11 protein-coding genes and 2 pseudogenes are annotated in these 12,669 nt (G+C 49.7%); 3 read left to right on the top strand and 10 right to left on the bottom strand.

Annotation, left to right across the window (positions count from 1 at the left end; translation table 11 throughout):
* Window positions 1-95: 95 nt before the first annotated feature.
* Window positions 96-1,580 (top strand): glucose-6-phosphate dehydrogenase, encoded by a 1,485-nt coding sequence (gene zwf / locus J4760_RS03200; RefSeq protein ID WP_237604761.1) that lies wholly within the window; start codon window positions 96-98, stop codon window positions 1,578-1,580.
* Between the two features lie 19 nt (window positions 1,581-1,599).
* On the top strand, window positions 1,600-2,451 hold the full coding sequence (locus tag J4760_RS03195; protein WP_145286234.1) for a helix-turn-helix domain-containing protein: 852 nt from the start codon (window positions 1,600-1,602) through the stop codon (window positions 2,449-2,451).
* 35 nt (window positions 2,452-2,486) lie between these two features.
* Here J4760_RS03195 and gndA read toward each other — a convergent pair whose 3' ends face one another.
* On the bottom strand, window positions 2,487-3,890 hold the full coding sequence (gene gndA, locus J4760_RS03190; protein WP_145286231.1) for an NADP-dependent phosphogluconate dehydrogenase: 1,404 nt from the start codon (window positions 3,888-3,890) through the stop codon (window positions 2,487-2,489).
* A complete protein-coding gene (locus J4760_RS03185) occupies window positions 3,887-5,014 on the bottom strand; it encodes a M20/M25/M40 family metallo-hydrolase (protein WP_145286229.1) in 1,128 nt (375 codons plus the stop codon). Before J4760_RS03185 ends, gndA begins: the two co-directional genes overlap by 4 nt.
* 82 nt (window positions 5,015-5,096) lie before the next feature.
* On the opposite strand from J4760_RS03185, the gene prli42 reads away from it, so the two are divergent.
* On the top strand, window positions 5,097-5,198 hold the full coding sequence (gene prli42 / locus J4760_RS03180) for a stressosome-associated protein Prli42 (protein WP_186365461.1): 102 nt from the start codon (window positions 5,097-5,099) through the stop codon (window positions 5,196-5,198).
* Window positions 5,199-5,237: 39 nt separating this feature from the next.
* On the opposite strand, the gene J4760_RS03175 is transcribed toward prli42, so the two are convergent.
* The 8 genes and pseudogenes from J4760_RS03175 to J4760_RS03145 form a co-directional block, all read right to left on the bottom strand.
* Window positions 5,238-5,675 (bottom strand): BrxA/BrxB family bacilliredoxin, encoded by a 438-nt coding sequence (locus J4760_RS03175; protein ID WP_145286226.1) that lies wholly within the window; start codon window positions 5,673-5,675, stop codon window positions 5,238-5,240.
* Window positions 5,676-5,767: 92 nt separating this feature from the next.
* A pseudogene (locus J4760_RS03170) lies at window positions 5,768-6,700 on the bottom strand (dihydrolipoamide acetyltransferase family protein); the annotation flags it as partial.
* Between the two features lie 192 nt (window positions 6,701-6,892).
* Window positions 6,893-7,039 (bottom strand): annotated as a pseudogene (locus tag J4760_RS13295) (biotin/lipoyl-containing protein); the annotation flags it as partial.
* Window positions 7,040-7,068: 29 nt separating this feature from the next.
* Window positions 7,069-8,052, bottom strand: a complete 984-nt coding sequence (locus J4760_RS03165) for an alpha-ketoacid dehydrogenase subunit beta (protein ID WP_145286221.1) — start codon at window positions 8,050-8,052, stop codon at window positions 7,069-7,071.
* On the bottom strand, window positions 8,045-9,040 hold the full coding sequence (locus tag J4760_RS03160) for a thiamine pyrophosphate-dependent dehydrogenase E1 component subunit alpha (protein WP_304621185.1): 996 nt from the start codon (window positions 9,038-9,040) through the stop codon (window positions 8,045-8,047). Before J4760_RS03160 ends, J4760_RS03165 begins: the two co-directional genes overlap by 8 nt.
* 13 nt (window positions 9,041-9,053) lie before the next feature.
* Window positions 9,054-10,472 (bottom strand): dihydrolipoyl dehydrogenase, encoded by a 1,419-nt coding sequence (lpdA, locus tag J4760_RS03155; RefSeq protein WP_145286215.1) that lies wholly within the window; start codon window positions 10,470-10,472, stop codon window positions 9,054-9,056.
* 11 nt (window positions 10,473-10,483) lie between these two features.
* On the bottom strand, window positions 10,484-11,548 hold the full coding sequence (gene buk, locus J4760_RS03150) for a butyrate kinase (RefSeq protein ID WP_237604759.1): 1,065 nt from the start codon (window positions 11,546-11,548) through the stop codon (window positions 10,484-10,486).
* 8 nt (window positions 11,549-11,556) lie between these two features.
* Entirely contained in the window at window positions 11,557-12,651 is a 1,095-nt protein-coding gene (locus tag J4760_RS03145) for a Leu/Phe/Val dehydrogenase (protein WP_145286209.1), read from the bottom strand.
* Window positions 12,652-12,669: the final 18 nt, after the last annotated feature.

Raw genomic sequence — 12,669 nt, 5'->3', positions numbered from 1 at the left:
ATGTTGATTCAGTATATCATATCAATGAGTTGTATTTTTAGGAATACAGTGGAATAATGATAAAAGAAAAATTTTGACTAAAGGACTTGTTGGATATGACTACACACCCATTTAAAGTGTCAATCGCCCTGTTTGGTGCGACCGGCGACCTATCAAGAAGAAAACTCCTGCCTTCCATCTTTCACCTGTTCCAGGAAGGCTCTCTTAAAGATGATTTTGCACTGATTGCTGTCGGAAGACGCGATATCACCGATGATGATTTCAGGGAAATCGCCAGAAACGCCATCAGTGAAAATGGCAAGCTTGAAACTTTGGAAGGTCTGGATTTGTTTCTTACGCACGTCCATTACGTGAGACTGTCCATAACGGAAAGTGATACCTATTCATCACTGAAGAATAAGTTCGAGGATATTGAGCGTACGCTTGATACAGGCGGCAACAGACTTTTCTACCTGGCCATGCCACCACAGTACTTTACAGATATTACCGACAATCTGAGAATATCAGGCATCACCGAAACTGAAGGGTCCAAAAAGCTGATTATCGAGAAACCGTTCGGCAAGGATTATGACAGTGCCTACAAGCTCAATGAGGAAATATCCAAATCATTCCAGGAACACGAGATCTATCGTATCGATCATTACCTCGGCAAGGAGATGGTCCAGAATATAGAAGTGATCCGTTTCAGCAACAGTCTGTTCGAGCCGCTTTGGAACAATCATTATATATCGAATGTCCAGATCACCTCCTCCGAATCACTCGGCGTGCTCGATCGTGCGGAATACTATGAAAGAAGCGGTGCAGTACGTGACATGTTCCAGAACCATATGCTGCAGGTCGTTTCCCTGCTCGGAATGGAGCCGCCGGTCAGCCTGAACAGCAACGACATCCGAGAAGAGAAGATCAAGGTGCTGAAAAGCCTGAGAAAAGTCGAAGCAGAGGATGTCAGAAAGTATTTTGTACGCGGACAGTACGATGAAGGCACAGCCGATGGTGAATATGTCAAAAGCTATAGGGAGGAAGAGAACGTCAGTGAGAACTCGAACACACCGACCTTCATCGCAGCCAGGCTGTTCATCGATAACTTCAGATGGGCTGGCGTCCCTTTCTACGTCCGTACAGGAAAGCGCATGAAGAATAAAGAAACCAAAATTGTTGTCGAATTCAAGGAAGTGCCGATGAATCTGTACTATCAGAACGAATCCGATGATCGTCTTGCCAAAAATCTGCTGGTCATCCGCATCCAGCCGAATGAAAGCATCACGCTGCACCTGAATGTGAAGGATTATGCCGGTGAGCAGGACACCAAGGAGATCAAACTCTCCTACTCGGTTGATCCGACAGATCTCGCCCGTACTGTCGATGCCTATGAAAACTTGATATTCGACTGTCTGGATGGTGATGCAACAAACTTCACCCACTATGAGGAACTGATGAATGCATGGTCATTCGTCGACCCGGTAAACGCAGTGTGGGAAAATGACCTTGCATCGTTCCCGAACTACAGATCCGGCTCCAATGGTCCCGTCAAAAGCAGCCTGCTGCTGTCGAAAGACGGCTTCAAGTGGTGGGACGTATGATCGGAGAAGCAGGATACTCATGGAAACTGTAAATTTCATAGAAAAATTCATCATCTACATTGAAGATCATATCCGTGACAATATCGACTACGATGGAGTACTCGATGATATGGGAGTTGAACCGAAATCATTCATTACGATTTTCACCTCCCTTGTAGGCATGACACCCTATGAGTATCAGGTGAAGCGGAGAATGACCGAAATAGCCTACGAACTGAAGGCCGGCCATAGAAGACTGATCGATATTGCCAAGTACTACGGCTATTACGATGTCGACGCCTTCAAGCGGGCCTATCAGAAAGCTTTCGGCATTTCGCCTTATGAAACCGAGCGGCAGATGGATGCACTGGACCTGACCGAACGCATTTCGTTTGAAGTGGTGCCTGTCGACCGGCCCAAGTACCCCTCCAGATATGCACGTATTGAAAGCTTCAGAATTACAGGTGCTGTCCGGACCTTTTCGCTTCAGGACTATGACAGCAGAATGAAATATGAATTTCTTGCCTATCTTGAAAGAAATAATATTCTTGATGAACTGCTGAGATATAACAACGGCAGCACAAAGGGCATCATCATGCACGAACGGTATATAGATGGCGACATGGAACTGACGATTGGTGTGGCCTCATCTCTGGAATCCCCTTTCCAGGAGACGTACACGGAATCAAGCGAATTCGTCATCTTCGAATCACAAGGTATCCCGTCCGTAACAGCACAGGAAATATACCAGTATATATTCCGCAGATGGCACCTCAAAGAATCGAGGGATCTCAACTGCAACTTCTCCATCGAGGTGCTCAAAAGCCAGCGTGACTTCACTTCGGATGAATCAAGAGTCCAGGTATGGCAGGCACTTTATGCAGAAAACTGAAAAAACTGCTCATCAGAAATGATGAGCAGTTTTTTCTATTGCCAGTCAGTATGGAAGATGCCGGGCTGATCGATGCGTTCATATGTGTGCGCACCAAAGTAGTCTCTCTGAGCCTGGATCATATTGCTTGAAACCCTCTCCTGCTTCATGCTGTCGAAATAGGATAGTGCACTCAGGAATGCAGGCATCGGTATTTCATTTTCAATGGCAAGAATGCCGATCTTTCTCAGACTCGGGTGATTCGACTGCACAACGTTCCTGAAGTAGTCGTCGAGCAGCAGATTGCTCTGATCCGGTGCATTCTCGTATGCTCTGTTGATCTCTTCAAGGAACTGGGCTCGGATGATGCAGCCTTTCCTCCAGATCATGGAAATTTCTCCAAGTTTCAAATTCCAGTCATAGATTTCACTTGCTTCCCTGAGCAGTCTGAAACCTTGGGAATAGCACATCAGCTTGCTGATGTAGAGTGCATTTTTCAAGTCTTCAAGAATCGTTGCCTTGTCATCTGCTGAAATGGATTTCATCGGGCTGTTGTAGGCTTCGCTGACAAGTCTGCGCTCTTCAACGAGGCTTGAGAGACATCTTACGAAGACACTGTCCGTAATCAGGGATAGAGGGATGCCGAGTTTCAGACCTTCGATGCCTGTCCACTTGCCTGTCCCCTTCTGCCCGGCCTTATCAAGTATCAGATCAAGCACATAGTTGCCATCCTCATTTTTGAACTCGAGAATGCGCGCGGTGATTTCAATCAGATAGCTGTTCAGATCGCCTTTGTTCCATTCATCAAACACTTTGCTCATTTCATCGTTCGACATATCAAGACCGTGCTTCATGAAATAGTAGCTCTCTGCAATCAGCTCCATATCGGCGTATTCAATACCGTTATGGATCATTTTTACGTAGTGGCCGCTGCCATCACTGCCGATATAGGTGACGCATGGTTTGCCATCATCCGCTTTGGCGGCGATCTTCTCCAGGATATCGCTGACATTATCGTAGGCTTCCCGCTGACCGCCGGGCATGAGTGAAGGCCCATTCAAGGCACCCTCTTCACCGCCACTGACACCCATGCCGATGAAATTGACACCTTTCTCGGTCAGTGTCTTGTTGCGGCGGCGTGTATTCTCATACTGCTCGTTTCCACCGTCGATCAGTGTATCGCCTTCTTCAAGGTAGGGGGTGATCCGTTCGATTGTCATGTCCGTCACTTCACCAGCCTTGACGAGAAGAAGGATGTTTCTCGGTTTTTTGAGACTGTTGATGAAGGCTTCCAGCGAGGAGGCAATGTCGACATTCTCCTCCTTGAGTTCATTCATACGGTTTTCCCTGACGTCATCATAAAAATCGAATGTGATGACCTCAAAGCCATTGCGCGACATATTCTTGGCAATATTCGTGCCCATCACCCCGAGTCCGATAACTCCAATATCGTATATCATGCTTCAACCTCCTTGTCATTCTGCACTCTGATGATTTCAACAATGAGTTCTGTAATCTTTGCAAGTTCCTCAATCGGCATCTTCTCTTCTGTTGTATGGATATTTTCATAGCCGAGTCCAAGTATTGCCGTTTCAATGCCCGCGCCTGCGAAGATATTACCGTCACTGCCTCCGCCAAGGCTGATCAGGTCCGCATTCCGGCCGATGTTTTCAATCGCTCTGACGGCAGTACGGACGACTTCGGAATCATTGGATGCACTGAGGGCAGCATACATGACCTCGACATCGACATCTGCACGCCCACCCATCTCGCGGGCAACATTTTCAAATGTTTCCTTCATGTGATTGGACTGGGCTTCCATCTTGGCGTTATCCAGGCTTCTGGCTTCAGCGAGCAGATGGACGTGGTCTGTTACGACATTCGTTGCAGTGCCGCCTTCGAATCTTCCGATGTTGGCTGTCGTCTCTTCATCGATCCGTCCGAGCTTCATCTGGCTGATGGCACGTGCTGCGATATTGATGGCGCTGACACCTGTCTCCGGTGCCACACCCGCATGAGCCTTCTTGCCATGGATATTCACTTCAATCCTGCTCTGTGTCGGTGCTGCAGTGACCACTGTGCCGACCTTTCCGGTAGAATCGATGGCATAGCCGAATCTGCTTTTGAGCTGTCCGGCATCAAATGCCTTGGCTCCGACCAGTCCGGACTCCTCTCCTACAGTGATGACGATTTCCACATCACCGTGTGTGATGCCGGACTCCTTCAATGTATGGATAGCCTCTATCAGTGCAGCAATGCCGGCCTTGTCATCGGCGCCGAGAATGGTTGTTCCGTCGCTGACGATGTAGTCTCCTTCAACGGATGGCCTGACGCCCTTTCCAGGTGCTACGGTATCCATGTGGACGGTAAAATAGACAGGTGCCTTGGCAGCATCCCCTTCAAGTCTTACAAGTATATTTCCTGCGCCATAGCCGGTCTTTTCCTGTGTATCGTCCTCTTTTGCTTCAATGCCCATTTCTTTGAATGTTGCAAGGAGGTAGTCTGCCATGTCCCTTTCATAGCCGGTTTCGGAATCTATTTTAACCATTTCCATAAATTGATTGACAAGTCTGTCCTGATTCATTGGTCATTTCCTCCAGTTGTTGAGTTGATTGTCACTTTGACGTATATTATAATGTAAAGAGTAATAATTTAAGGATGATTTCATGAACAATAGAAAATTTCAAAAGGCAGTAATCTGGTTTATGATATTTCTGATTGTCATTTCAGGAGTATTGTTCGGCGTCAGCATGCTGACAACGATGTAATCAAATTAAAGAGGTCCCTCGGGACCTCTTTTTCTTTTCCTAGATTTCCTTGCCGTGCTCCTCGAACCATGCCTGCAGATTCGTAATGACACTCATTGTCTCGTGACCTTCAATTTCGTGCCTCTCGATCATATCGACAATTTTGCCATCTTTGAATAGAGCAAATGATGGTGATGATGGCAGGAAGTCCGTTGCTTTTTCACGTACGTGTTCAGTCGCTTCCTTGTCCTGGCCGGCAAAAACCGTCAGTAGCTGATCGGGCAGCTTGTCATAGTTCAGTGCATGCTTGGCAGCAGGACGGGCAATGCCGCCGGCACAACCACAGACCGAATTGATCATGACAAGGGAGGTTCCCTCTTTATTCAAATATTCATCCACAGCTTCAGGTGTCGTCAGTTCCGTGTAGCCGGCTTCCCTGATTTCACTTCTTGCCTGGCTGACAATATCATTCATGTACATATTGAAATCCATATTCATTATAAAAACTCCTTCTCGGCGGCAACTGTTCATCACATTGCCACTTGCTATTGTCCACCTAAGTTTATAGCGGGAAAAGATTTTTGTAAAGTCTAATAGATTGAAGTGTGCTCCAATGAATAGGCTTCAATTTTCTCTTTGACCGACTTCAGGAACTGTCCTGCAATGAGACCGTCGAGTATGCGATGATCGATGGAAAGGCATAGATTGACCATATGTCTGACGGCGATCATGTCATCGATGATGACCGGTTTTTTGACGATGGATTCCACCTGCAGTATGGCTGCCTGCGGCTGGTTGATGATCCCCATCGACTGCACGGAACCGAATGCCCCGGTGTTGTTGACAGTGAATGTGCCGCCTGCCATATGGGCACTGGTCAGCTTATGTCTGCGACCGAGGTCGGCGAGTTCACTGACTTGTCTGGCGATGCCTTTGATGGAAAGTTCATCGGCATTGCGGATTACCGGAACATACAGTTTATCATCACCGGCCACCGCAATGGAGATGTTGATATCCTTATTGACGATGATCCTGTCCCCCTGCCAGAAGCTGTTCAGCATCGGGTATTCCTTCAATGTCTCAGCGACCGCTTTGACAAAGAAGCTGAAGAAGGTAAGGTTGTATCCTTCCTGTTTCTTGAAATCCGATTTGTGGCTGTTTCTGACGTTGACAAGGTTCGTCGCGTCCACTTCCATCATCAGCCAGGCATGTGGAATCTCCAGGCTGGACTGCACCATGCGGTCGGCGATGGCTTTTCTGACGCCTTTGACAGGAATCTCTTCTCCAGCAACGACTGCTTCCTGAGTGTCCGGAGCTGCTGTCGGTGTGGATTGTTCTGTCTTCGCTGGTTCTGCTGACATCGAATGATTGGTCTGTTCTTCTTTCTGTGCCGATGGTCCGTTTTCAATCGTCTGCAGAATATCCTTCTTCGTTATTCTACCTTCGAAACCGGATCCGGATACCGTCGACAGGTCGATGCCATTCTCTTCAGCAAGACGCATGACGACAGGTGAAATGCGGCCTGTACTTTTGCCGGCGTTCGATTTCTGTGGAGCTGGTTCTTTTTCAGCCGGCACCTCTTCCTGCTTTTCTGCTTCGTCTTCTGCTACAGGCTCATCTGTCTGGGCAGCTTCGCCCGTGTCTTCCGTTTCCATCATGCAGATTGGTGTGCCGACTTCAACAGTCTCCCCTTCGTCGACAAGCAGTTCCTTGATGGTGCCATTGAAGACTGAAGGAACTTCAGCCGTCACCTTATCGGTGATCACTTCGCATATGGGATCGTATTCCTCAACAGCATCTCCTGGCTGGACCAGCCATTTTTCAATAGTACCTTCCGTTACACTCTCACCGAGCTTCGGCATCAGCACTTTTTCCATAACTCTTGTCCTCCTTAATGTTCAGCAAGCTCTTTCATTTTAGCTTCGATCTTGTCCGGATTGACCATGAAGAAGTCCTCCATAGGAGGTGCATACGGCATGGATGGTACATCCGGACCGGCGAGTCTCATGATCGGGGCATCGAGATCATACAGGCAGTTCTCCGCGACGATCGCAGCAACTTCACTGATGACGCTGCCTTCGAGGTTATCTTCCGTCACAAGCAGTACTTTGCCTGTTTTTGAAGCCGCTTTGATGATGCTCTCCTTATCCAGAGGATAGATGGTTCTGAGGTCGAGGACTTCCGCTTCGTAGCCGTCCTTCGCCAGACGTTCGGCTGCCTGAAGGGCATAGTTGACGCAGAGGCCATATGTAATGACCGTGATGTCATCGCCTTCCCGCTTGGTGTCGGCCTTGCCGATCGGAACGGTATATTCGCCTTCCGGCACTTCTTCCTTGAGCAGGCGGTAGGCCTTCTTGTGCTCGAAGAACAGTACAGGATCATTGTCACGAATTGCTGAAATGAGCAGTCCTTTGGCGTCGGCAGGTGTGGAAGGTACGACAACTTTCAATCCCGGTGTCGACGTAAAGAGGGTCTCGACCGACTGGGAATGGTAGAGTGCACCATGAATGCCGCCGCCGAATGGCGCACGGATGACGATCGGGCAGTTCCAGTCATTGTTGGAACGATATCTGATCTTCGCCGCTTCACTCAGTATCTGGTTGGTTGCGGGCAGAATGTAGTCCGCAAACTGGATTTCGGCCACTGGTCTTTTCCCCATCATTGCTGCACCGATGCTGGTGCCGACAATGTTCGATTCTGCCAGAGGGGTGTCCAGGCAGCGCATTTCTCCGTACTTTTCCTGGAGTCCGGCGGTCACTTTGAAGACGCCGCCCTTCTTGCCTACGTCCTCTCCGAGGACAAATACACTGTCATCCTGGCCCATCTCAAAGTCGAGTGCCTGATGGATTGCCTGCAGATAGGATATTTTAGCCATGCTGAACCTCCTCGTACACGTGCGTCAATGCTTCCCGTGCATCCGGATAGGGGGCTTTTTCCGCTGCCTTTGTCGCATCGGTGACGATCGCTTTGATTTCTTTTTCCAGTTCTTCGAACCATGCTTCCTCTGCTACGCCTTTATCCAGAATATAGGTTCTGAAATTGACCAGGCAGTCTGTCTCCTTCATGGATTCACGTTCTTCCTTCTCACGGTAGCTGTCATCATCGTCCGATGAATGGGCAGTCAGCCGGGTGGACATCGCTTCGATCAGTGTACCGCCCTCTCCGTTGATTGCACGTTCCCGCGCCTCTTTGACAGCCTTGTAGACTGCGATCGGATCATTGCCGTCGATATGCTCGCCGTGCATGCCGTATCCGAGTGCACGGTCGGACAACTTGTCTGCACCATACTGGAGCTCGCGCGGTACGCTGATGGCGTATTTGTTGTTTTCGATGATGCAGATGAAAGGCAGGTCATGGACACCGACGAAATTCAGTCCCTCGTGGAAGTCCCCCTGGTTTGAAGAGCCTTCCCCGAGCGTTGTCAGTGCCACCCGCTTCTCACCGTCCATCTTGAATTTGAAACTCGCACCGACAGCATGCAGCAGCTGGGTTGTTACACTCGAGCCCTGTGTCATGATGTTGCATGATTTCTTACTGAAATGGGAAGGCATCTGCTTGCCGCCGCTTGAAATATCCCCTTTCTTGGCAAAAGCGGACAGCATCGTCTCCTCTGCTGTCATGCCGAAATGGGTGACAAGCGCTAGATCCCTGTAGTATGGACTGATGATGTCCACCTCACGGTCAAGTGCATATCCGGCACCCACCTGTGTCGCCTCCTGTCCCTGGCAGGAAATGACGAAAGGCAGTTTGCCTGCACGGTTGAGCAGCCACATTCTTTCATCAAGCTTTCTTGCAAGATACATCGTACGATACATATTCTTCAGGTCCTCTGACTCGAGGCCTGCTTCTTTATAGTCCAACAATGTCGTATCCTCCTTATACATGGATCCCTTTTCCTTCCGCATCAAGGCCGAGTTCCATCAGCACCTCTCCGATTGAAGGGTGTGCGTGGATGGCGCTGCCGAGTTCGAGTGCTGAAGCATCCAGGAATTTTGCCAGGGCTGCCTCATTGATCAGTTCGGTTGCGCCAGGGCCGATCAGCGAAACTCCGAGTATATCTTTTGTTTTCGGGTCTATAAGTATTTTACCAAACCCTTTGTCTCCATGGGAAATTACTGCCTTGCCGACAGCTGCGAAAGGCACCTTATGAGCAGAATGATCGATGCCCTGCTGCTTGAGTGCCTGTTCAGTCATGCCGATGGCAGCAACCTCAGGATAGGTATAGATGCATCTCGGTACACCATTGTAGTCCAGCGGATAGGGATTTTCATCTGCCATATGCTCGACTGCAGCAATAGCTTCCTTTGTCGCGACATGGGCGAGCTGAAGATTGCCGATGACATCGCCGACAGCATACATGTGTGCATCCTTTGTCTGATAATATTCATTGGTTTCTATATAGCCGTTATCGAGTCTGATCTTCGTATTTGCGAGCCCAAGATCATCGGTATTCGGTGCACGCCCGATTGCGACAAGCACTTTGTCGAATGATGCATCACCATCATCGAGCTTCAGCGTGATGGACGCTTCCTGTCGATCAATGCGTGATTCGTCAAGGGCACTGCCGATTTTGAAGATGACGCCGCGGGCTTCGAGAGATTTCTTCAGCTGCGTGGCGATATCCTTGTCTTCAAGCGGAATGATATGGTCACCCGCTTCGATGACAGTCACTTCAGACCCGAGATCGGTCAGCATGCTGGCAAACTCGAGGCCGATGACACCGCCCCCGATGATCGCCATTCTGGGTGGTATGTGGTCGAGTGACATCATGTCATCGCTTGACAGCACGACATCATGATCGAATGGCAGGAACGGAAGTGGACGCGGATGTGAACCTGTTGCTATCAGCACATGCTGGTTGACCAGTATTTCACTTTCCGCCTCTTCGTCTTCTGGATGCTCCACTGCCACTGTACCGGCCATCGGTGAGAAGATGGAAGGACCGAGTATCCGTCCGTGTCCTCGGAAAATATCCACCTTGTACTTTTTCATGAGGTGTCTGACTCCGCCATGCATCCGGTCCACCACTTCCTGCTTGCGGCCCTGTATTTTCGACATGTCGATTTCAGGTGCTACGGAACTGATGCCATACAGGTCTGCATTACGCATCGAGTAGGCCACTTCCGCCGATTTGAGCATGCTCTTGGTCGGGATGCAGCCCTTATGCAGGCAAGTGCCACCAAGGTTCTCCTTCTCCACGATTGCAGTTTTCAAACCGAGCTGGCTTGCCTTGATGGCTGCCACATAGCCGGCAGTACCACCACCAAGGATGACCAGATCATATTCGTATGCCATTATATCCACTCCTACACATAGGTTTTCATTTCTTCTTGTCCAGTCAGTACACGATAGGCGCCTTCTGCAAGTGCCTGCATTTCCGCTTCACCCGCATATACTGCAACGGGCGCAATGAAGGAGATGTAGGGGATGATAAGATCCATGAGATACTGGCTGTAGGCGAGCCCCCCTGTAAAGATGATCTGGTCGACGTTCCCTTTCAGTATTGCTGCACGTGAACCGATCTCCTTGGCAACCTGGGCTGCGAGCGCTCTGAATATTGCTTCGATTGCTCCATCCCCGGCCAGTGCCCGTTCTTCGAGTTCGATGGCATCCTGGGTGCCGGCGAGTGAAATGAAGCCGCCCTCTTTGGTGAGCACGTCATAGACACTGTCATAATCCATATCATTTTCAAGAATGTATCGTGCAAGACGATCGTTCGGCAGTGAACCCGTCCTTGTCGGACTCATCGGTCCTTCGCCGGACAGGCCATCGTTGACATCGATGACCTTGCCATGCCTATGGGCACCGACTGTGATGCCGCCCCCCATATGGCAGACGATGGCGTTGATATCGGAATAGCTCTTATTGATGGATTCAGCATATTTACGTGCGACCGCCTTCTGGTTGAGTGCATGGAAGACCGATCGTCTTTCTATACCTCTCAGACCTGTCGGACGGACTTCGTCGATCAGTTCATCCACCACGACCGGATCCGTAATGACCGCCTGGCAACCGTAACGAGCCCGGAACCGGTCTGCAATTACACCGCTCATGTTTGAAGCATGCTGGCCATGCCTGTTTTCCCTGAGATCTTCGACCATCTCCCGGCTGATGTCATAGGTGCCGCCCTGGATCGGCTTCAGCACGCCACCGCGTGCACTGACAATATCGATATCCTGAGGGTCCACATCGCACTGCTCAAGAAAACTCATGATCGCCTTGAACCTGAATTCGATCTGTTCATGGAATGGCTGCATGATGATTTCTGTCGGATGCCTCAATGTCTCAACGACAATACTTTCATCATTTTCATAAAGCGCCACCTTGGTGGAAGTTCCACCAAGATTGACGACGAGAATGGTATATGTCATCGCTCGTCCTACCTCCTGCTGAGCGTTGTCATTTCATTCTGTGAGAAAGTGCTTCTGACGCGCATCATGCTGTCGATTCTCTCTTCAGCCAGTCGATCGGCAGCAACAGCAGGTGTGACACCGTCACGCTTCGCAATCGAGAAGATCTTATCCATCTGCTTGTAGATCTCCTCCACTTTGCTCTTCGCACGATCTGCGTTATATCCCTGCAGTTCATCTGCAACATTGATGACGCCGCCACAGTTGACGACATAATCCGGTGCATAGACGATGCCGTTCTCTTCAAGCATTGTCCCGTGCTTGTCACTGTCAAGCAGCTGGTTGTTTGCACTGCCGCAGACGGCTTTCACTTTGAGTGTCGGAATCGTCTCGTCATTCAGCACACCACCAAGTGCACAAGGGGCAAAAATATCCGCATCGACCGAATAGATCTCCTCGATGCCGACTGCTTCGGCACCAAAGTCGTTCACTGCACGGTCTATGGACGCCTGGTTGATGTCTGTAACGATCAGTTTGGCACCTTCTTCGTGAAGATGCCTGCACAGGCTGTAGGATACGTTCCCGACACCTTGTACGGCAATGGTCCTGCCTTTAAGCGAATCATCACCGAATGCTTCCTTCGCTGTACGCTTCATCGCCACGTAGACGCCGTAGGCAGTCATAGGGCTCGGATTGCCGCCTGAACCGTAGGACTCGCTGATGCCGCATACGTACGGCGTTTCCTGGTAGATGAGGTCCATGTCTTCGACCGTTGTGCCGACATCTTCCGCTGTTATGTACCTGCCACCAAGGCTATGGACATATCTGCCGAGTGCTCTGAAGAAAGCTTCCGACTTGTCTTTGGAAGCATCACCGATGATGACAGTCTTGCCGCCGCCAAGGTTGAGTCCGGCTGCAGCATTCTTATAGGTCATGCCTTTCGCCAGGCGCAACACGTCTTCAATCGCCTCTTCCTCCGAATCATACTGCCACATTCTGCTGCCACCGAGTGCCGGTCCGAGTGTCGTATCATGGATGCAGATGATGGCTTTCAATCCGCTTGTTTCATCATGACAGAAAATCAATTGCTCGTATCCGTATTTCTCCATTTTTTCAAATATCATTTTCATCACTCCATCTTG

This window comes from Salinicoccus sp. ID82-1, assembly GCF_021991715.1.
Taxonomy (GTDB): Bacteria; Bacillota; Bacilli; order Staphylococcales; family Salinicoccaceae; genus Salinicoccus; species Salinicoccus cyprini.
The sequence above is the reverse complement of the archived record's forward strand: the minus strand, read 5'-3'. Positions and strand labels throughout refer to the sequence as shown.

Coding starts and splice junctions, on each gene's coding strand:
- J4760_RS03165 (WP_145286221.1), bottom strand. CDS start 8,052: ATGGCTAAAATATCCTATCTGCAGGCAATCCATCAGGCACTCGACTTT.
- J4760_RS03185 (WP_145286229.1), bottom strand. CDS start 5,014: ATGAATCAGGACAGACTTGTCAATCAATTTATGGAAATGGTTAAAATA.
- lpdA (WP_145286215.1), bottom strand. CDS start 10,472: ATGGCATACGAATATGATCTGGTCATCCTTGGTGGTGGTACTGCCGGC.
- gndA (WP_145286231.1), bottom strand. CDS start 3,890: ATGATATACGATATTGGAGTTATCGGACTCGGGGTGATGGGCACGAAT.
- J4760_RS03175 (WP_145286226.1), bottom strand. CDS start 5,675: ATGAATATGGATTTCAATATGTACATGAATGATATTGTCAGCCAGGCA.
- J4760_RS03195 (WP_145286234.1), top strand. CDS start 1,600: ATGGAAACTGTAAATTTCATAGAAAAATTCATCATCTACATTGAAGAT.
- zwf (WP_237604761.1), top strand. CDS start 96: ATGACTACACACCCATTTAAAGTGTCAATCGCCCTGTTTGGTGCGACC.
- buk (WP_237604759.1), bottom strand. CDS start 11,548: ATGACATATACCATTCTCGTCGTCAATCTTGGTGGAACTTCCACCAAG.
- J4760_RS03145 (WP_145286209.1), bottom strand. CDS start 12,651: ATGATATTTGAAAAAATGGAGAAATACGGATACGAGCAATTGATTTTC.
- prli42 (WP_186365461.1), top strand. CDS start 5,097: ATGAACAATAGAAAATTTCAAAAGGCAGTAATCTGGTTTATGATATTT.